The sequence below is a fragment of the Streptomyces sp. NPDC049687 genome, assembly GCF_044465285.1.
Classification (GTDB): Bacteria; Actinomycetota; Actinomycetes; order Streptomycetales; family Streptomycetaceae; genus Streptomyces.
In genome coordinates this window covers 98,162-116,665 of sequence record NZ_JBITLN010000011.1, presented here as the reverse complement: position 1 = coordinate 116,665, position 18,504 = coordinate 98,162, and the positions used below count along the sequence as shown (strand labels likewise).

21 protein-coding genes and 2 pseudogenes are annotated in these 18,504 nt (G+C 72.0%); 10 read left to right on the top strand and 13 right to left on the bottom strand.

Annotation, left to right across the window (positions count from 1 at the left end):
- Positions 1-114 precede the first annotated feature (114 nt).
- Positions 115-876 (top strand): class I SAM-dependent DNA methyltransferase, encoded by a 762-nt coding sequence (locus ACIBVL_RS30700; protein WP_399102071.1) that lies wholly within the window; start codon positions 115-117, stop codon positions 874-876.
- Between the two features lie 47 nt (positions 877-923).
- Here the strand turns inward: ACIBVL_RS30700 and ACIBVL_RS30695 are convergent, their stop codons facing one another.
- From ACIBVL_RS30695 to ACIBVL_RS30680, 4 genes are all read right to left on the bottom strand, one after another.
- Positions 924-1,550, bottom strand: coding sequence for a YigZ family protein (locus ACIBVL_RS30695; protein ID WP_399102069.1), 627 nt, complete (start codon positions 1,548-1,550; stop codon positions 924-926).
- 78 nt (positions 1,551-1,628) lie between these two features.
- The gene (locus tag ACIBVL_RS30690; RefSeq protein ID WP_399102067.1) at positions 1,629-2,030 is read right to left on the bottom strand and encodes a hypothetical protein; all 402 of its coding nucleotides are present in this window, start codon (positions 2,028-2,030) and stop codon (positions 1,629-1,631) included.
- Positions 2,031-2,296: 266 nt separating this feature from the next.
- Positions 2,297-2,839, bottom strand: coding sequence for a SixA phosphatase family protein (locus ACIBVL_RS30685; protein WP_399102065.1), 543 nt, complete (start codon positions 2,837-2,839; stop codon positions 2,297-2,299).
- Entirely contained in the window at positions 2,836-3,594 is a 759-nt protein-coding gene (locus tag ACIBVL_RS30680; RefSeq protein WP_399102063.1) for a hypothetical protein, read from the bottom strand. Before ACIBVL_RS30680 ends, ACIBVL_RS30685 begins: the two co-directional genes overlap by 4 nt.
- A gap of 117 nt (positions 3,595-3,711) precedes the next feature.
- On the opposite strand from ACIBVL_RS30680, the gene ACIBVL_RS30675 reads away from it, so the two are divergent.
- Together ACIBVL_RS30675 and ACIBVL_RS30670 are read left to right on the top strand one after the other, a co-directional pair.
- Complete coding sequence (locus ACIBVL_RS30675; RefSeq protein ID WP_399102061.1) at positions 3,712-4,119, top strand: CoA-binding protein; 408 nt, start codon at positions 3,712-3,714, stop codon at positions 4,117-4,119.
- Between the two features lie 118 nt (positions 4,120-4,237).
- On the top strand, positions 4,238-5,449 hold the full coding sequence (locus tag ACIBVL_RS30670) for a 4-hydroxybenzoate 3-monooxygenase (protein ID WP_399102059.1): 1,212 nt from the start codon (positions 4,238-4,240) through the stop codon (positions 5,447-5,449).
- A gap of 10 nt (positions 5,450-5,459) precedes the next feature.
- On the opposite strand, the gene ACIBVL_RS30665 is transcribed toward ACIBVL_RS30670, so the two are convergent.
- Complete coding sequence (locus ACIBVL_RS30665; protein ID WP_399102057.1) at positions 5,460-5,819, bottom strand: ArsR/SmtB family transcription factor; 360 nt, start codon at positions 5,817-5,819, stop codon at positions 5,460-5,462.
- A 61-nt stretch (positions 5,820-5,880) separates the two neighbouring features.
- On the opposite strand from ACIBVL_RS30665, the gene ACIBVL_RS30660 reads away from it, so the two are divergent.
- Positions 5,881-6,990 carry a cation diffusion facilitator family transporter gene (locus ACIBVL_RS30660; protein WP_399102055.1) on the top strand — a complete coding sequence of 370 codons (1,110 nt, stop codon included), beginning with the start codon at positions 5,881-5,883 and terminating at the stop codon, positions 6,988-6,990.
- Between the two features lie 8 nt (positions 6,991-6,998).
- Here ACIBVL_RS30660 and ACIBVL_RS30655 read toward each other — a convergent pair whose 3' ends face one another.
- Together ACIBVL_RS30655 and ACIBVL_RS30650 are read right to left on the bottom strand one after the other, a co-directional pair.
- Positions 6,999-7,553 (bottom strand): YbaK/EbsC family protein, encoded by a 555-nt coding sequence (locus ACIBVL_RS30655; RefSeq protein ID WP_399102053.1) that lies wholly within the window; start codon positions 7,551-7,553, stop codon positions 6,999-7,001.
- A 44-nt stretch (positions 7,554-7,597) separates the two neighbouring features.
- On the bottom strand, positions 7,598-8,170 hold the full coding sequence (locus ACIBVL_RS30650; protein ID WP_399102051.1) for a helix-turn-helix domain-containing protein: 573 nt from the start codon (positions 8,168-8,170) through the stop codon (positions 7,598-7,600).
- A 127-nt stretch (positions 8,171-8,297) separates the two neighbouring features.
- Between ACIBVL_RS30650 and ACIBVL_RS30645 the strand changes: the two genes are divergently transcribed.
- Positions 8,298-8,474 (top strand): hypothetical protein, encoded by a 177-nt coding sequence (locus ACIBVL_RS30645; RefSeq protein WP_399102401.1) that lies wholly within the window; start codon positions 8,298-8,300, stop codon positions 8,472-8,474.
- An 80-nt stretch (positions 8,475-8,554) separates the two neighbouring features.
- Here ACIBVL_RS30645 and ACIBVL_RS30640 read toward each other — a convergent pair whose 3' ends face one another.
- Positions 8,555-9,202 carry a TetR/AcrR family transcriptional regulator gene (locus tag ACIBVL_RS30640; RefSeq protein ID WP_399102049.1) on the bottom strand — a complete coding sequence of 216 codons (648 nt, stop codon included), beginning with the start codon at positions 9,200-9,202 and terminating at the stop codon, positions 8,555-8,557.
- A gap of 51 nt (positions 9,203-9,253) precedes the next feature.
- Between ACIBVL_RS30640 and ACIBVL_RS30635 the strand changes: the two genes are divergently transcribed.
- Positions 9,254-10,174: an SDR family NAD(P)-dependent oxidoreductase gene (locus ACIBVL_RS30635; protein ID WP_399102047.1), complete on the top strand. Its 921-nt coding sequence runs from the start codon at positions 9,254-9,256 to the stop codon at positions 10,172-10,174.
- 51 nt (positions 10,175-10,225) lie between these two features.
- On the opposite strand, the pseudogene ACIBVL_RS30630 reads toward ACIBVL_RS30635, so the two are convergent.
- Positions 10,226-11,356: pseudogene (locus ACIBVL_RS30630) on the bottom strand (Tn3 family transposase); the annotation flags it as partial.
- A 235-nt stretch (positions 11,357-11,591) separates the two neighbouring features.
- On the opposite strand from ACIBVL_RS30630, the pseudogene ACIBVL_RS30625 reads away from it, so the two are divergent.
- Positions 11,592-11,864 (top strand): annotated as a pseudogene (locus tag ACIBVL_RS30625) (hypothetical protein); the annotation flags it as partial.
- 18 nt (positions 11,865-11,882) lie between these two features.
- Here the strand turns inward: ACIBVL_RS30625 and ACIBVL_RS30620 are convergent.
- The gene (locus ACIBVL_RS30620; RefSeq protein WP_399102045.1) at positions 11,883-12,647 is read right to left on the bottom strand and encodes an acyltransferase; all 765 of its coding nucleotides are present in this window, start codon (positions 12,645-12,647) and stop codon (positions 11,883-11,885) included.
- Between the two features lie 118 nt (positions 12,648-12,765).
- On the opposite strand from ACIBVL_RS30620, the gene ACIBVL_RS30615 reads away from it, so the two are divergent.
- Entirely contained in the window at positions 12,766-13,296 is a 531-nt protein-coding gene (locus ACIBVL_RS30615) for a gamma carbonic anhydrase family protein (RefSeq protein ID WP_399102043.1), read from the top strand.
- A 27-nt stretch (positions 13,297-13,323) separates the two neighbouring features.
- Here the strand turns inward: ACIBVL_RS30615 and ACIBVL_RS30610 are convergent, their stop codons facing one another.
- Positions 13,324-13,971, bottom strand: coding sequence for a DedA family protein (locus ACIBVL_RS30610; protein ID WP_399102041.1), 648 nt, complete (start codon positions 13,969-13,971; stop codon positions 13,324-13,326).
- A 205-nt stretch (positions 13,972-14,176) separates the two neighbouring features.
- Between ACIBVL_RS30610 and ACIBVL_RS30605 the strand changes: the two genes are divergently transcribed.
- Positions 14,177-14,575: a hypothetical protein gene (locus ACIBVL_RS30605; RefSeq protein ID WP_399102039.1), complete on the top strand. Its 399-nt coding sequence runs from the start codon at positions 14,177-14,179 to the stop codon at positions 14,573-14,575.
- Positions 14,576-14,585: 10 nt separating this feature from the next.
- Here the strand turns inward: ACIBVL_RS30605 and ACIBVL_RS30600 are convergent, their stop codons facing one another.
- The gene (locus ACIBVL_RS30600; protein WP_399102037.1) at positions 14,586-16,472 is read right to left on the bottom strand and encodes a ricin-type beta-trefoil lectin domain protein; all 1,887 of its coding nucleotides are present in this window, start codon (positions 16,470-16,472) and stop codon (positions 14,586-14,588) included.
- A gap of 394 nt (positions 16,473-16,866) precedes the next feature.
- Here ACIBVL_RS30600 and galU point away from each other — a divergent pair, with 394 nt between their 5' ends.
- Entirely contained in the window at positions 16,867-17,802 is a 936-nt protein-coding gene (galU, locus tag ACIBVL_RS30595; RefSeq protein ID WP_399102035.1) for a UTP--glucose-1-phosphate uridylyltransferase GalU, read from the top strand.
- A gap of 84 nt (positions 17,803-17,886) precedes the next feature.
- Here the strand turns inward: galU and ACIBVL_RS30590 are convergent, their stop codons facing one another.
- Complete coding sequence (locus tag ACIBVL_RS30590) at positions 17,887-18,324, bottom strand: DUF4442 domain-containing protein (protein WP_399102378.1); 438 nt, start codon at positions 18,322-18,324, stop codon at positions 17,887-17,889.
- Between the last annotated feature and the right edge of the window lie 180 nt (positions 18,325-18,504).

The following is an 18,504-nucleotide window of genomic DNA, read 5'->3' as shown; positions in this document are numbered from 1 at the left end:
CCCACCGTGACCTTTTGTCCGTGTAGGGCAGCAGATCGTCGAATATGACTGAGGTGATGCCGGGGACGGCAAATTCGTTGGACAACTCCCCTGCCCGCGGCAATGGTTGGCGGAATGCGACAAGAGCAGATCTGGGACGCCGACACCGCCGAGCGCTACGACTCCCCGGGTACCGGGATGTTCGCGGCCGAGGTCCTGGAGCCGACCGTGAACCGGCTCGCCGAGCTCGCGGACGGCGGGCCGGCGCTGGAGTTCGCCATCGGGACCGGGCGGGTGGCCGTTCCGCTGGCCGAGCGCGGCGTGCCTGTGACCGGTGTCGAGTTGTCGCTCCCGATGATCGAACAACTGAGAACAAAGGTGGACGAAAAGGCGATCCCGGTGGTCGTCGGTGACATGGCGACCGTGCGCGCCCCGGGGACGTACTCGCTCGTCTACCTCGTGTACAACACGATCTCCAACCTCCTCACCCAGGCCGAGCAGGTGGAGTGCTTCCGCAACGCCGCCCGTCACCTCACCCCGGGCGGCCGGTTCGTGATCGAGCTGTGGGTGCCCGAGCTGCGCAGGCTCCCGCCGGGGCAGCAGGCGACGGTCTGGCAGGCGGAGCCCGGCTACATCGGCCTGGACACCTACGACGTCCTGCGGCAGCACGTCGTGTCGCACCACTTCAGGTTCGACGAGGAGGGGCGTCGGGCCCGGCTGGACCGCAGCCCGCACCGCTACATCTGGCCCGCCGAGCTCGACCTCATGGCCCGGCTGGCCGGGTTCGAGCCGGAGAGCCGGCACGCGGACTGGACGGGAGCCGAGTTCACCGCCGAGTCGCGTTCGCACGTGTCGGTGTACCGGATCCCGGAAGCCCAGGGCGTGCTCCCGAAGTAGCGCCGTCCGCGCGCCCGGAGGCCGGACGGGGCTTTCCCCGCACGCCCCTAGGCTTCCCCGTAGGCCTCCCCGCCCAGCTCGAGGCCCGCCGTGCCCGCCGTCGCGTCGGCGAGCCAGGCGCGGAAGGCGTCCACGTCGGCGTCCGGGAGGCCGATCTCGATGGTGACCGCCTCGCCGTAGCGGACGTCGCGCACCGCGCGGCTGGTGGCGCGCAGGTCGTTCTGGACCTTGCCGGCGCGCTGGTGGTCGACGGTGACCGTGGCGAGGCGGAAGCGGCGGCGGGTGCGGGTGCCGAGGGTGTCGAGCGCCTCGCCGACCGCGCCGCCGTAGGCCCGGATCAGACCGCCGGCGCCTAGCTTGACGCCGCCGTAGTAGCGGGTGACGACGGCGACGACGTACCGCATGTCGCGACGCAGCAGCATCTGGAGCATCGGGACGCCCGCGGTGCCGCCGGGTTCGCCGTCGTCGCTCGCCTTCTGGACCGCGGCGTCGGCGCCGATGACGTAGGCCCAGCAGTTGTGGGTGGCGGCGGCGTGCTCCTTGCGGACGGAGGCGATGAAGTCCTGGGCCTCCTGCTCGGTGGCCGCCGGGGCGAGGGCGCACAGGAAGCGGGAGCGGTTGACCTCGGTCTCGTGCACGCCCGCCTCGGCGACTGTGCGGTACTCGTCCTGCATCCGGTCAGCCTAATCCGTGGTTGAGGGCGTTCCGACGGAGCGGACGGCCTCGGGGTGTTCGAGTACGGTGCGCGTCGTTTACCGGTGCGTGCGGAGTCCGTCGAGGATGAGCGCGAGCATATGGGGTGCCCGGTCCTCGCCGGCTGGACGCGGCGCGCCACAAGGTGCCGGTGAGCTGGAGGAAATCCCCCGGTCGGCGTCCGGGCGGATGCTTCCGTCCTTCTTGCCGGCGTCGAGGAGTTCGGTGATCGCGGCGATGACCGGCCCGTAGCTCTGCTCGGTGATCGCCTGGTGCGCGCCGATCCGGCAGCCGCCGGCGAGCGTTTCCTCGCAATCGCCGGGCACAGCCTGCGGGCCGTCGAGATCGCGCGCATCCTGCGTGACCGCCTCGGGGAGCGCGCCGCCAAGGCCCCGACCCGTGAACTGCCCGTGGCCCGCCCGCGCACTGGGCGTCGTGAACCCGGAACTGAGACTGCTCAAGCACCGGCTCGGCCGGGATCTCGACGCCACGAGTGCCAAAGCGGAGAAGCTTCTCGGGTGGCGAGCGCGTCCCGTCGAGGACACCATCGCGGAGACCGCCGAGAGCCTCCTCGCCCCATGCCATGGCATCGGGGCATGACCGGCTCATGGCGAGTGGCCGCGACTCGTCAGGCACCGCCGCCGGCAATGGACCGCGTTGGAACGACGGTCCACCCGACAGCCGGCGACGCGGTCGGTGCCGTGGTGCCGGGTCCACCTGGGCCGGCTCAGCCGTCCTTCCTGCCCCGGGGAACGACCATCGAGGTCAGCAGGGCGGTACCCGGGGTCAGGGACCGCCAGGCGGGTCCGTACCAGGCCAGCACGGCGATCGCCGAAGTCGGGAACTTCGTCCGTACCTCGTCCAGCGTGTCGTCGAGCCCCTCCCCGGCCAGCTCCAGTACCAGCTCCTCCAGGCCCGGGTTGTGGGCGACGAGGAGCAGCGTCCCGACCTCGGCGGGCGTCTCGCGCACGACGTCCAGCAGTTCGGGTACGTCGGCCGCGTACAGGCGCGGGTCGTACCGGACCGGGGGCGCGGTGCCCCACTGGGCGGAGGCCAGTTCCCAGGTCTGGCGGGCGCGTACGGCGGTGGAGCACAGGACGAGATCGGGTACGCAGCCGGTCTCGGTGAGGGCCTGGCCCGCCGCGGGGGCGTCCCGGCGGCCGCGCGGGGCGAGGGGCCGCTCATGGTCGGGGACTCCCTGCGGCCAGTCGGACTTGGCGTGCCGCAGCACCACCAGCCGGCGCAGCGGCGGCCTTGCCCGCTCGCTCATGCCGAGGCCCCGAGGTCGCGGGTGAGGTCGAGGCCGAGGAGGCGGTCGGCGTAGGCGTACGTCTCGAAGCGGGCGCCGTCCGGCAGCTCCGGCCCGGCCCCCTCCACCCACCGCAGCACCCGCAGCACCCCGGGTACGTCCAGATCGTCCTCCCAGGCGGCGCGGAGCCGTCCGCGCACCTCGTCCGGGACGGGCCGCGAGGGCCGCCGCGCCCAGTCGGCGACGGCCCGCCGCCAGCGTACGAGGGTGTCCTGGGCCTCGCCCAGCGCCGTCGCGTCGAGGCGGACGGGCTCGGTGCGGGGCCGGGCGAGGAGCGCGAGGCGCAGGGCGGAGGAGTCGTCCGCGACCGCCCTCCTCCCTTGTTCCACGGCGCCCCCCAGCCCGTCGGGAACCGTCCCGTCCACCGGCGCCACAGCGATGCGCACGCCGTCGGGGGCCGGACCTCCCTCCCCCACCACGTGCAGGATCTGCGCCTCCCCCACCGCGGTACCGAGGCCCCGGCCGTCCTCGAAGGGGTGCATGCCGAGGGCGGCGGCGCCGGCCCGGAGTTCCGCCTGCTCGCGCTCACCGGTCAGCAGCGCCCATACGGGGGTACCACCGAGCTCCAGCGCGCGCACCAGCAGGTCGGTGACGAGCAGCACACGGAGCGAGCCCGCGTCGTACCCCGAGGCATGCGCCTGGACACGGGTCAGACCACGGCGGACGGGGGCGGCGGCGACGGGTTCGCCGGTTCGGGAATCGATGATGCGCAGCACGTGCCGAGCCTAGGCTGGCTGCGGGCGGCGCGCAGGTGGGCGACCGGAATCAGGGGGCACCGCAGGGTGTTGACGCCCACGGAAGACGTGTCCGACCCCCCGCTCAGGAGGCCTACGGTGTACGGCGACGAGGCAACGATCCGCAAGATCCTCACCGGGCTCGGTGACACCTGGGCCGTGGTGGGCCTGTCGACCAACCGCCGACGGGCGGCGTACGGCGTCGCCGAGGTGCTGCGGCGCTACGGCAAGCGGGTCGTGCCGGTCCATCCGAAGGCGGAGACGGTGCACGGGGAGCAGGGGTACGCCTCCCTCGCGGACATCCCCTTCGAGGTGGACGTCGTCGACGTCTTCGTCAACAGCGATCTCGCGGGGGCCGTGGCGGACGAGGCGGTGGCCAAGGGGGCGAAGGCGGTGTGGTTCCAGCTCGACGTCGTCGACGAGGCGGCCTATGAGCGGACGCGCGCGGCGGGCCTGGAGATGGTCATGGACCGCTGCCCGGCGATCGAGATCCCGCGACTGGGCTGACCCGGCGATTGAGGCGAAGGCGTCCCGCACGGAGGAGATCGAGCGGAGCGCCGAGAAGGTCGCGGTCGTGGCCGCTCCGGCCCACTGACGCTCCGCGAAGGCCGCCCATAATGTGCGGGTGACCATCAACTCCCCTTCCCCCGAACGCACTCCGGTCGTCGTGGTCGGCGCGGGCCCCGCGGGTCTCACCGTGGGCAACATCCTGCGGGCCGCGTCCGTCGACTGCGTCGTCCTGGAGACGGAGAGCCGCGCGTTCATCGAGCGGCGGCCGCGCGCCGGTGTCGTCGAGGAGTGGGCCGTCCGCGGCCTGCAGCGACGCGGCCTGGCCGACAACCTGTTGGCACGGGCCCAGCGTCACACCGCCTGCGAGTTCCGCTTCGGCGGCGAGCGCTACCGCTTCTCCTACGGCGATCTGACGGGCCGCCACCACTGGGTGTATCCCCAGCCGCTGCTGGTGACCGATCTGGTCCACGAGTACGTCGACGTCCGCGCCGGAGACGCCCGCTTCTCCGTCCGTGACGTCGAGCTGCACGATCTGGAAACGGCCCGGCCCTCGGTGTCGTACACCTGCCCCGACACCGGTCAACGGCGGTTGCTCCACTGCGACTTCGTCGTCGGTGCCGACGGGGCGCGCGGGGTGAGCCGGGCCGCGCTGCCGCCGGAGCATGTGCGGATCGCGCGGCACGACTACGGCATCGGCTGGCTGGCGCTGCTGGCCGAGGCGCCGCCGTCCTCCGACTGCGTCCTGTTCGGCGTCCACCCGAACGGATTCGCCGGGCACATGGCGCGCAGCCCCGAGGTGACCCGCTACTACCTCCAGTGCGCGCCCGGCGACGACCCGGACACCTGGTCCCACGAGCGCGTCTGGTCGGAGCTGCACCAGCGTCTCGCGGGCGGCGCGGACGCCCCACCGCTCACCGAGGGACGGCTGATCGAGAAGCGCGTGCTGGACATGCACGACTACGTGGTCGAGCCGATGACGTACGGGCGGCTCTTCCTGGCCGGCGACTCGGCCCACCTCGTCGCGCCGATCGCCGCCAAGGGCATGAACCTCGCGCTGCACGACGCGTTCCTGCTGGGTGACGCGCTGGCCGCCTACCTCGACGGCGGGGGCGGCGACGGTCTCGACGGCTACTCGGAGGCGTGCCTGCGCCGGGTGTGGGACTACCAGGAGTTCTCCCAGTGGCTGTCGGAGGTCTACCACGGGACCGCCGCCGGGGACCCCTTCCGCGCGGGCACGACCTTCGCCCGCCTGCGCCGCCTGTTCACCTCACCCGCAGCCGCGACCGCCTTCGCGGAGCAGTACCTGGGGACGGCCGAGCACTACTGACGCGAGCGGCTCAGTCGTGCACGGGCTTGTCCGCGAGCCGGTGGTCGGCGACGTTCAGCGCCTCGTCCACCAGGCGGCGCAGATGGCCGTCGGAGAGGGAGTAGATCACCCGGCGGCCCTCCTTGCGGGTGTGCACCAGTCCGGCCAGCCGCAGGCGGGCCAGATGCTGGCTGACCGCCGGCCGGGCCGCCCCGCACGCCTCCGTCAGGGTGGTCACATCGGCCTCGCCGGAGGTCAGGGCGTGCAGCAGGGTGAGCCGGGTGCGGTCGCCGAGCAGGGCGAGCAGCTCGGCGGCGAGCGCGAACTGCTCCTCGCCGGGGGTGCGCGGGTGCGCATGGTGCGCAGGTGACAGGTGCATGCGTGCGCTCATACGCACATAATGGCGGCGTGGGCGCAGGCGCGTCCACCCCGGCGCACCGGAAGGGACCGACGTGAGCGAACGGCACGACCACCTCGACGGTCACGAGCACCACCCTGGGCATGAACACCACCACGGTCACGAGCACCACCACGGCCGTGAACACCCGCATCCCCACCCGCCCACCGGCCTACGCCACCGATTGGGACACCGCTTGGGACACCTCCTCACGCCCCACTCCCACGAGACCGCCGACAAGCTCGACCGGGCCCTGGAGTCCTCGGCCCGGGGGATGCGCGCGCTGTGGGTCTCGCTGACGGTGCTGGGCGTGACGGCGATCGCGCAGGCGTTCGTGGTGGTGGCCTCGGGGTCGGTGGCACTGCTCGGCGACACGGTCCACAACGCGGCGGACGCGCTGACCGCCGTACCGCTCGGCATCGCCTTCGTGCTGGGCCGGCGGGCGGCCACCCGCCGGTTCACCTACGGCTACGGGCGCGCGGAGGACCTGGCGGGTCTCGCGATCGTGCTGACCATCGCCGCGTCGGCCGCCTTCGCCGGGTGGACGGCGGTCGATCGGCTGCTGAACCCCCGGCCCGTCGAGCATGTCGGCGCCGTCGCGGTGGCCGCACTGGTCGGCTTCGCGGGCAACGAGTGGGTGGCCCGGTACCGCATCCGCGTCGGCCGTTCGATCGGCTCGGCGGCACTGGTGGCCGACGGGCTGCACGCGCGCACCGACGGCTTCACCTCACTGGCCGTGCTGCTGGGCGCGGGCGGTTCGGCGCTGGGGTGGCAACTGGCCGACCCGGTGGTGGGGTTGGCGATCACGGCGGCGATCGCGCTGGTACTGCGGGACGCGGCGCGGGAGGTGTTCCGGCGGGTGCTGGACGCGGTCGACCCGGCGCTGGTCGACCGGGCCGAGCGGGCGCTGCGGGAGGTCGAAGGGGTGTGCGGGGTGGGCGAGTTGCGGCTGCGCTGGATCGGTCACCGGCTGCGGGCCGAGGTGGCGGTCGTCGTGGACGGCGAGGCGACGGTACGTCAGGCGCACGCGATCGCCGTGAACGCGGAGCACGCGCTGCTGCACGCGGTGCCCCGGCTCACCGCGGCCCTGGTGCACGCGGACCCGGCACCGGTGCCGGGCGAGGAGGATCCGCACCTGGCCCTCGCCCACCACACCGCCGCCTGATGCCGCCGTCAGATCCCCAGCCCCTCCAGCACCACCGCGCCCGGCAGCTCGGCGAACGCCTTGCCGGGGACGAGCAGCTTGCCGCGTCGGCGTCCACTGCCCACCAGGACGTAGGGCAGGTCGACGACCCGGGAGTCCACCAGCACCGGCCAGGCCGCGGGGAGTCCGATCGGGGTGATGCCGCCGTACTCCATGCCGGTCTCTCCGACCGCCGTTTCCATCGCGGCGAACGAGGCCTTGCGGGCGCCCAGTTGACGGCGGACGACGCCGTTGACGTCGACCCGGGTGGTGGAGAGGACGACACACGCGGCGAGGCTGGTCTCCCCGCCCCGCTTGCCGGCCACCACGACACAGTTCGCGGACCGCTCCAGCAGCTCGCGCCCGTAGTGCTCGACGAAGACCGCGGTGTCGGCCCACCGCGGGTCGGTGTCGACGTGGATGATCTGCTCCGCGGGCACACTGCCGCTCCAGCCGCGTACGGCGTCGGCGACCGGACGGGTCAGCTCGTCGAGGCAGTCGGGAGCGGGGGTGGCGGTGTCGAAGTCTCCGATGGGTGCGCGCATGCTCCGCACGCTAACAGCAGCCCGGCTGCCCTAGGCCGGCCGCCTCAGGGCACGGGCGGCACCGACACGGTCAGCACCAGCTCCGTCGGGACCTCGCCCCGATTGCCGTAGGTGTGGGCCGCGTTGGCCTCGAAGGTGACGCTCGCGCCGGCCGGGACACGGTACTCCGTGCCCTCCACGGTGAGAGTCAGCTCACCGGCCGTGACATGGGCGATCTCGACCGTGCCGGCCGGGTGCGGGTCGGAGTCGCTGCTTTCGCCCGGCATCAGCCGCCAGTCCCACATCTCCAGCGGACCGGGCGCCTCCGCGCCCGCGAGGAGGCGGCTGTAGCTGCCCGCGTCGGTGTGCCACAGCCTGACCGCCTGGTCGGCCGGGACGATCCGGACCTTCGGGCCCTGTTCGTAGTCGAGCAGGGTGGTGATGCTGATGCCGAGCGCGTCGCCGATCTTGACCACCGTGCCGAGGCTGGGATTGGTGCGGGCCTGCTCGATCTGGATCAGCATGCCGCGGCTGACGCCGGCGCGGGCGGCGAGCGTGTCGAGGGTGAAGCCGCGTTCGGTGCGCCAGCGCCTGACGTTGCGCGCCAGGGACTGGGTCAGCAGGTCGAGGTCCGACACATTCCGTCCAATTTCCGCCCGGACCCGTCCGGGCCCGGAGTCCAACATCATGGATTCCAGGGTTCACTGTCCTGCACTACGGTGGGGTGCACCCGATCGTGCAACGAACTGTACTGCGAGGCACCCCGTGACAGCACTCTTCGCCCTGGCCACCAGTCTGTTGTGGGGCCTGGCCGACTTCGGCGGCGGGCTGCTGACGCGGCGCGCCCCGGCGCTCACGGTGGTCGTGGTGTCGCAGTCGATCGCGGCGGTCGTCCTCGGCGCGATGGCACCCTCAAGCGATCAACGCACCATCCACGGATGATCATGTGATCGTGGAGGCACACAGCGTCAGCTCGCCGCGGGTCCTCGCCGCCCTCGCACGGGGCGTCTGCCTGGGCTTTGCTATGTCATTTCACCGGCGTCCGTGACCATGCGGACGAGGGTGTCGACGAGTTCGTCGGCGGTGGTGTGCCACTTGTCTGTGTCGAGGTGGCCGCTGAGCTCCATGCCCGCGATGCCGTGGGCGCTGGTCAGCAGCAGGGCGCCGTAGTGCCGTGCGTTCCGCTCTCCCGCGAGGGCGGCGACGATGTCCAGGAACTCGTCCTGAAAGCGTTCGGCCGCGCGGTCGGCCACGGCCGGGTCGCCTTCCGGCCCGCATAGCTGACGCCGGATGCGATCCATCCCGTCGCCGAGTTGCCCAGGAAGGTTTGCGCGCCGCCTGAACAACACCTGGTACAGGTGCGGCTGGTTCCGGCCGACTTCGATGAGGGCGCGGAGAGCGCTGCGCAGCTTCTCTGAGGCAGACAGGGCCGGGTCGGCCCGAAGGGCGTGCACCTGGTCGCCGATCCGTTCCCAGCTTTCGGCCGCGACGGCGGTCAGCAGGCTGTCCTTGCCCGTGAAGTGCCGGTACGGCGCTCCCCGGGTCACGCCTGCCCGCGCACCCACCTCGCGCAAGGTAACCGCTTCGGGGCCGCCGAGGTCGAGGAGCTCGGCGGCCGCGTCGAGCAGAGCGCGGCGGGTGGCGGCGGCGGACTCGGCACGGGTGGTCATGACGCCCATCATACAGTTGACAGTGTCATCTGAACCGGTACCGTAGCCAAGGTGACAACGTCATCTGAAACCCAGAAGTTGATCGTCGTAACCGGAGCCTCCACGGGCATGGGCGCGTCAGCCGCCCGCGAACTGGCTCGCCAGGGATTTCACGTCCTGGCCGGCGTGCGACGCGACCGTGACGCCGGCGCCATTCGATCGACCGGCATCGAGCCGGTCATCCTCGACATCACCAAGTCCGAGCAGGTGGAGGCACTCGCCGCGCGGGTCGCCGACGACCCGCGCGCGCTGCACGCACTCGTCAACAACGCCGGCGTCCAGGTGAACGCCCCGGTCGAAGCCCTGCCGATGACGGAGTGGCGGCAGGTGTTCGAAGTCAACCTCTTCGGCCACATCGCCGTCACTCAAGCGCTCCTACCCGCGCTGCTGCGCAGCAAGGGTCGCGTGATCAACATCAGCTCGGTCGGCGGCAAGTTCGCCATGGCCACATACGGCGCGTACGCCGGCGCGAAGTTCGCCCTGGAGGCGGTCAGCGACTCGCTCCGCCGGGAGGTCGCTCCGCTGGGCGTACAGGTGGTCGTGGTCGAGCCCGGCGGCGTCCGCACGGAGATGGCTGCCCGCGGGGTCGAGACGGCGAACCACCTGGCTGCCCAGATGACGCCGGAGCAGGACGAGCGTTACGGCAGCCTGGTCCATGCGAACAACAAGTTGATGACCTCGGGCACTGCTTCAGGCCTGACCGCCGACGCCGCCGCCCGGGTCATCGCGAGGGCCGTGACGACGCGTAGACCGCGCACCCGCTACACCGCCGGCCGGGATGCCGCCCTGATCATGCGCCTGGGCCCGATGCTGTCCGACCGCACGCTCGACCGCGTCCTCGCCGCCAACCTGCGCCGCCACTACCCGAAGAAAGCCGTTGGCCGACGAGGACTCCACGAACGGCTCCGTCCCCTGTGGTGCGGCCACCGGTGAGCTCACAGTCAACGGACGACTTGCCCTCCTGCGGTCCTCGTCGTCCTCGATGGCGTCCGGGTCCCGGAAGGGCCGCAGGCCCTGGCCGGGGCCACTGGCCTTGATGTCGAAGAGGTAGCGGCCCAGGAAGTTGACGTGCCGGTCCTTGAGCGGGGAGAGGCGGGCGACGTCCTCGTCCTTGATGTCGTGGCCCCCGGCGCGGAGCTGGGCGACGGCTGCGTCCAGGTAACGGGTATTCCACAGCACCACGGCGTTGAGGACCAGGCCGAGGGCGGCGAGCTGGTCCTCCTGGCCCTCGCGATACGCCTGACGGATCTGGCCCCGGCCGCCGTGGCAGATCGCGCGGGCCAGACGGTGGCGGGTCTCCTGCACGGTAAGTTGCCGGTCCATCAGCCGGCGGTAGGTGTCGTCGACCAGGGCGAGCAGGTGCATGGTCTTGTCAATGCGGCCGTACTCGGCGAACGCGGCCCCCAGCGGGGTGGGGTGGCCCTCGCGGCCGAACGTCCGCAGCAGGTCGCAGGCGCGGACCTGGTTGAGGCGTTGTCGGTCGCGACCATGCTTCACCCCGCCGTCGAGGTTAAGCAGGGTGTCTAGCGTGTACAGACTATCGCGCGGCGTGCCGCGCACGACCATCGCGCCGATCCCCGCGACCTGGTCGTTGACGGCGTTGAGCCAGGTCACGCCGCGCTTGTAACCGTAGTACTTGAGCGAGGGGACGGTGTCGATGCTCTTGACGGGGACGACGAAGCGCAGGCCGTCGACGGAGGCGAGCAGCCCGCCGCCCCACATCTGGGCCAGCTCGATCCGGGACTGGACGCCGACCAGCGCGGCGTTCGCCGCGGCGATGGTGTCGGCGCGCACGTAGTTCTGGTCGACGTGCGAGAGGCGCGAGCGGGTCAGCGCCTTGTTCTCCGGGTCGATGACCGGGGTCAGGCCGATGTTGCAGCTCTGCGAGACCAGCAGGGCGACCAGGGAGACGAGCAGTCCCTCCATGCGGGTGCGTCGCTCGGAGACGTGGCCGAAGGCGTCGAGGAACCCGGTCCAGGAGTGGACCTCGAACAGCAGGTCCGGCAGCTCGATCCTCGGGAGCATCGCCTCCGTGGTGGTCTTCAGCCAGGTCAGCGACTCCGGCTCGCCCACCGCGCCGAGCTTGTGCCGCACCGGCCTCCTCCAGCCGGTCGGCCATCTGCCGCCAGGCCGCATCCAGCCCCCCGGAAAGCTGGGCCAGGTGCTCGCCCGCGTTCCTCGGTCAGGGGCCAGCCGGTGCGCGTCCGTACGACGCAGCGCGATCAGATCACGGTCGTCATCGTCGAGGAAGAAGAACCGCTCCAGCTCCGGGCGCGTGGGCACCTCGGTGAACGTCCCGTACGCGCTAGCACGACCAAGATCAGTCTCAACGGCACTTTCTGCACCGCAACTACTCACGCCTGTCTTCGTGCAGTGGGTGACCAACGTGGCGGCGGGCGGCGCCGCGCTGTACGCCGCCGTCCGGCGCGGCGCACCGGCGCTCCCCGAGAGCGGCCTCCGGTGGACCGCGCTGCCGGCGTACGGCTTCGTCGGGCTGGCCTCCCTCTACCCGGTGGTGACCGCCCTCGCCGCGCGCGGCGTCCTGCGGGAACGGCTACGAGCGGTCCAGGCGGCGGGCGCCGGACTGGCGCCGGTCGGCACACTGCTGCTCGCGACCGGCTGAGCCCCTGCCGACACCCGGTCAGCCCTCGGGCTCCAGCTGGGCCAGCCGCTCCACCGTCTCCTCGTCCAGACCGGACAGCGCGACCAACTGGTCCGAGGTGACCCCGTCCGGTATCGGCACCGGAGCCGGGGTGCGCAGCGGCGGCTGCCAGCCCTCACCGGGAGTCCACCGTCGTACGACCCTGGCGGGGGCGCCCGCGACGACGGCGTGGTCGGGCACGGTCCCGCGCACCACGGCCCCCGCCGCGACCACGACGTTCCGCCCGATCCGCGCGCCCGGCAGGATCACCGCCCCGGTGCCGATCCAGCACCCGGGGCCGATCTCCACGGGCTCCATCCGCGGCCACTGCTTGCCGATGGGCTCGTGCGGGTCGTCGTAGGAGTGGTTGGTGGACGTGACGTAGACGTACGGCCCGAAGTAGCAGTCGCTGCCGATGGTGACCGTCGTGTCCGCGATGACATGGCTGCCCCGTCCCAGGACGACACCGTCGCCGATGCGCAGGATCGGGTCGGGGCCCAGGTCGAGGTCGGGCATCAGACCTGCCGTGAGGGTGACCTGTTCGCCGACGATGCAGTGGGAGCCGAGGTGGATCCAGGGCTCCCCGAAGACCGTGCCGAGCGGGAAGGCGAGCCGGGTCGCCGGGCCGATCGAGCCGAAGCGGAAGCGTCCGGGGCGCTCGGCGCTGACGGAGCCGGTGCGCTGCACCCAGGCCCAGCCCGCGTGAACGGCACGCTGCGCGAGGCGGCCCCGCCAGGATGAGAACGTGTTCTTGCGCTTCGGCACCCGCTCACCGTACTCAGCCCACGATGACGGGATACGGCCGGAGGCCTGTGATCTTCGCCCCACCGGTTGGCGTACGGTGCGGGGGAACGACCGACCGACACGAGGAGACGGTGAGACGGTGACGACGCACAAGGCGCTGATCGTGGGCATCGGCGGCAGGGAACCGAAGATCGACGAGGAGGCGTTCGTGGCGCCGACGGCCTCGGTCATCGGGGAGGTGACCCTGGAGGCGGGGGCGAGTGTCTGGTACGGGGCGGTCGTCCGCGGCGACGTCGAACGGATCACCGTCCGGCGCGACGCCAACATCCAGGACAACGTGACCCTTCACGCCGACCCCGGTTTCCCCGTCACGATCGGCGAACGGGTGTCCGTGGGCCACAACGCGGTCGTGCACGGGGCGACCGTCGGGGACGACTGTCTGATCGGCATGGGGGCGACGGTGCTCAACGGCGCGGTGATCGGCGCCGGTTCACTGGTCGCGGCGCAGGCGTTGGTACCGCAGGGGATGGAAGTGCCGCCGGGGTCGCTGGTGGCGGGGGTACCGGCGAAGGTGAAGCGGGAGCTGACGGACGAGGAGCGCCAGGGCGTCACCCTGAACGGCACGCTGTACGCGGACCTGGCCAAGGCGCACGCGGACATCCACGAGTAGGGCGACGCCCTCGGGGCGCGGGCCGGACTACTCGGCGGCGACCACGGTCTCCGCCTCCGCCTCCCGCGCGGCACCCGCCTGCTTGGCCTTGCGCTTGACGATCAGGAACGATGTCAGACCGATCAGCGCGGCCACCACGAGCCCCAGATAGGAGAACCGCTTCAGCCAGGACTCCGCGACGACACCCACGTAGTAGATGACGGCCGTCGTCCCGCCCGCCCACACGATGCCGCCCAGCACGTTGGCGATGAGGAACTTCCAGTACGGCATGTGCAGCACGCCGGCGAGCGGGCCGGCGAAGATGCGGAGCAGGGCGATGAAGCGGCCGAAGAACACGGCCCACATGCCCCACTTCTCGAAGGACCGCTCGGCGGTGGCGATGTGCGCCTCCCCGAAGTGCTTGGGGAACTTCTTGCCGAGCCAGGCCAGTAGCGGGCGTCCGCCCTTGCGGCCGATGGCGTAGCCGATGGAGTCGCCGATCACGGCGCCGGCGGAGGCGACCGCGCCGAGGACGACGGGATTGATGCCCCCGTGCTGGGAGGACAGCAGCGCGGCCGACACCAGGATGATCTCGCCCGGCAGCGGGATGCCGAGGCTCTCCAGCCCGATCACCAGTCCGACCACGGCGTAGACCGCGGCCGCGGGCACCGTGTCGAGCCACTCCTGGACGTGCACCGGCGGTCCCTCCCCTTTGACATCCCTTGAACATCGCGTGCTGCCGGGAAGCCTACCGGGTCGGCCGGTACCCGCCCGGGTCCGAGGTGTAGCGGACTACACCACGGATCCGGGGGCGTGGCCCCTCGTGACCGCGTCGCGGCCACGTGATCGTTGTCGGTGAGGACAGCACCGCGAATCCACCAGCGACGAAGGGACCCCTTCCATGGCCGTGAACCGCCGCCGACGACGCCGTACCGCCGTCGTCGCATCCGCCGCCGCAGCCCTCGCACTGACCACCGGCCTGCTCACCGGCTGCGAGTTCGACGACTCCGTCGACTGTCTGTCGAACGCCGACGACATCACGGACAGCATCACGGCGATCAACAAGGCCGGCGCGGACGCGATCGAGGACCCGTCGAAGACGGAGGACTCCATCACCACGATCGAGAAGAACCTCGACAAGATCCACGACCAGTCGGACGACAGCAAGGTCGACAAGGCGGTGAACAACCTCAACCAGGCGATAGAGGACTACAACCAGGACATCCTCAAGGGCGACACACCGGACTCCAGCAGGATCGACAAGGCGGCCGCCGAGCTCAAGGACGTCTGCACCTCGTAGCGGGCCGCCCTCATCCGGGCGGCCCCTGGCCGGGCTCGCGGGCTTTCGCGCTGTTCAGCGACCGAGCGCCGGAGCCACCGGCGACGCCGCCCTTGACCGCATCGGTCGCGGCGGGCGGGGAGCCGAGGACCTCGGTGTTTTTCGACGGCCCGGTCGGCTCGGGCGCTCCGCAGCAGCCCGCCTGGGCGATCCCGCGCTCCGACTCCGAGGCGGGCGGGGCGAGTCGAGGTGCCGCCGGCGCGGAACCGGTGGGTGCCGACCCGCTGTCGCGGGAGAGCGGCGGGGCGGTGCGCGGCGCCGACGGCTTCGCCGGGACCTGTCCTTCGGTGGTCCGGTTCGCTTTCGTGCCGTGGGTCGTGCCGAACAGCCACCGCTGGCCCTCGGAGCCGTCCCGCCCCGTGACGACGACCTTCGCCAGTGCCTGGCCGGTGCCGGGGGCGACGGCCGGATCGCCGCTGCTGCGCAGCGGGAGTTCACCGCCGACGGTGAGGTCGAGGAAGGCCTCGCCGGAGTGCACCACGCACCCGGCTGGCGCGGCCGATGTGCCGCCGGGGCCGACGGCCAGGCAGAGGGTCGGATCGGCGGTGCCGCGCAGGAGGCCGTCGTCCCAGTACGACGACCGCTGGGAGGCGGCCGGGGAGCAGGCCGCCGGGACGGCCGCCGCACCGGACTCGGCCCTGCCGCCCGCGACATCGAGACAGCGCCCCGTCCCCACGCCGCGCAACCGGCCGTGGGCGACCTCGCCGGTGCGGGTGGCGGAGGTGGCCGAGGGGGAACCGGAACGTGTGGGGTCGTCGTCGCGCGGGGTGCCCGCCCCGTCGGCGCCCGGTGTGCCGGTGCCGCCGACCGGCGCGCCCCAGGTGACCCGGGGAGCCGGGACACCTTGGTCGTCGGACCAGCTCCTGGCCACGAGGACGGTGGCGACCAGCGCGACGGAGGTCAGGCCGACCCCCACGAGCACGGCCTTGGGTCGTCTGCCCGGCAGGGCGAGCAGGCCGGACGCCGTGGTGCGGTGACGGCCCGTCGGCCGCCCGGGAGTGGTTGGGGCCGGGCGGTACGGGGATTCGGGGCGTCCGGGGCGCGAGGCGAGATAGCGGTGGGCGCCCCAGCCGAGCACGGTCTCGGCGAGCAGCGCGTCGAGTCCGCCGTCGAAGTGGCTGAGCTGTTCGGCGGCATGCCGGCAGAAGCGGCACTGCGCGAGATGCTGCCGGACATCGGGCAGCAGGGTTCCGCCGCGACGCAGGGGAACGTCGAGGAGGCGGTTGTAGAAGCGGCATTCGGCACTCGGCGCGAGTTCGCGGTGGGCGCGTACGCAGCCGGCCCGGAATTGCTCACGTGCCTGTTCGAGCCCGGCCGCCGCGGTGATGTCGTCCACACCCAGCAGACCGGCGGATACGGACAGGGGTTCCGCCTCCACCTCGGTGTGCCACAACAGACATTGGGAGGCAGCCGGAAGCAACTGGAAAGCGCGCCCGGCGAGTTGCCGTCTTTCGGCGGTGACGGGCCCTGCGGCACGCAGCCCGCGGCCGCCCACGGTTTTGCGCAACTCCGGCAGGAAGTCGGAAAGTCCGTCGGTCCCGGCCCATTCCCGGACCGTGTTCCGTACGGCGACGAGGAGTTGGGGCCGCAGGGCCCCGCCGAAGTGCCCTTCGGCGAGCCGGCCGAACACCGTGCGGAACGCGGCGGCGGTCACGAGCCGCGCCGAGTCCCCGGTGTCGGCCAGACAGACGGCCGCGTAGTCATGGGCGGACCGCCAGTGCCGGGCGAGCAGCAGGGCGACCGCTCGACCGCTTCCGTCACCCTCGGCCAGCCGGGCGGCCAGATGGGGGTCGGAATCCCCGGGGGACCATCCGGGGCGGGGCGGGTAGGGCGGTCGCGGAGGGTTCGGGGAATGCACGGAACCATTTCCTTCCGAGCCGACGGCCCGTACGCGAATAGCGCGTCCGTCGGAAAGCAGGTGCCTGATTGGTGCGTACCTTTGGCCTGACCATGCCGGGGGATCCGGCCCGGCCCTAAGGGAGGCTCACCTTCGCACACGCGCCTCACAGGAAACAAGGAGTTCAATCGACCAAAGTTCAAAGAGCGGGAATTTCAGATAAGTTACCGTCGGTATCCGCACCCGCATTCGAAACCCCGACGGACGACGCGGTTCAACTTGTGTGTACCCAAGGCCGGTTGCCACACCGAATCTCCAACTTCCCGGCACGGCCTCCCCGACTCCGGTGAGCCCCACAGGATTCTCCGATGCGGCTCCCGGGATACTCCCATCCCCCTCGTTCAACATGATCCACATGACTACCCCCCACTCGGCACCCGCGGTTCGCAAGGCGGTCGTCCCGGCCGCCGGCCTCGGCACCCGCTTCCTGCCCGCGACGAAGGCGACCCCGAAGGAGATGCTGCCGGTCGTCGACAAGCCGGCCATCCAGTACGTCGTCGAGGAGGCGGCCGCGGCCGGTCTGGACGACGTCCTGATGGTCACCGGCCGGCACAAGCGGGCCATCGAGGACCACTTCGACCACGCCTTCGAGCTGGAGCAGGCCCTCGCGGCCAAGGGCGACACCGTACGACTGGACGCGGTGCGCGACCCGGCCCTGCTCGCCGACATCCACCACATCCGGCAGGGCGACCCGCTCGGCCTCGGCCACGCGGTCCTGTGCGCCCGCCACCACGTCGGGGGCCAGCCCTTCGCCGTCCTTCTCGGCGACGACCTCATCGACCCGCGCGAGACCCTGCTCAGTCGGATGCTGGACGTTCGCGGCCGGTACGCCGGCAGCGTGGTCGCGCTGATGGAGGTCCCGCCGGAGCAGGTCCACCTCTACGGCTGCGCGGCGGTCGAACCGTCCGGTGAGGACGGCGTCGTACGCGTCACGGGACTGGTGGAGAAGCCGTCACGGGAGGCCGCGCCGAGCCGCTACGCGGTCATCGGGCGCTATGTCCTCGACCCGGCCGTCTTCGACGTCCTGGAGCGCACCGAGCCCGGGCGCGGCGGGGAGATCCAGCTCACCGACGCCCTGCAGGAGCTCGCCGCGGGCGGCACGGTCCACGGCATGCTCTTCTCCGGCCGCCGCTACGACACCGGCGACAAGGCCGACTACCTGCGCACGGTGGTCCGGCTGGCCTGCGAACGGCCCGACCTGGGGCCGGAGTTCATGGCCTGGCTCAAGGAGTTCGTGGCGGCGCGGCAGGAGGGCGACGGCGGGGCCGGACGGGAACGGGCGGCCGCCTGACGGCGTCGACCGGGCGCGCGGTGACGACCCTACGGCGCACACAGTCACCGCGCGCCCGGTCGCCCCGTCACGCGTCGGCTCCGTTCAGCCGTTGGGACGCAGTGTCCACACGACGGTCATCTCACCGGTGACGGCGCCGTCGGCGCGGCGGATCTCGATCGTCACGGGGAACTCGGGACGCTCCCCCGCGTCGAGCTGTGCGACGACCTCGGCGGCCGGGCGGCCGAGGGTCGCGGTGGCGGTGACGGCGCCCATCGCGAGTTTCTTGTAGGTGATCTCGGCGCTGACGGCCAGCGGCACGGCCCGCGCGAGTTGCTCCCCGAACGCGGAAAGGACGATCGCGCCGCTGGCGGACTCGCCGAGCGTGAACATCGCCCCGGCGTGCGGGCCGCCCACGTGGTTGTGGAACTCACTGCGGTCCGGCAGCGCGACCACGGCCCGGTCCGGGGTGGTCTCCAGGAACTCGAGGTTCAGGGTCCGGGCCATGGGCACCGTGGCGGCGAGCATCTCGCCGATGGACATCTGGTCTGCGCTCATGGCGCGATGTTACCCACGAGTAGCCAGCCCTGGCCAGGGCGGTGTCGATGATCGCCGTACGCGCGCCGCCCATGTGGCCGGGCCGGCGACCGCGAACCGGCGGCCACACCCGGCCCGACCACGGACAACCCGGCCGGCCATGGGCACGGTCCGTGTACTCCGGCC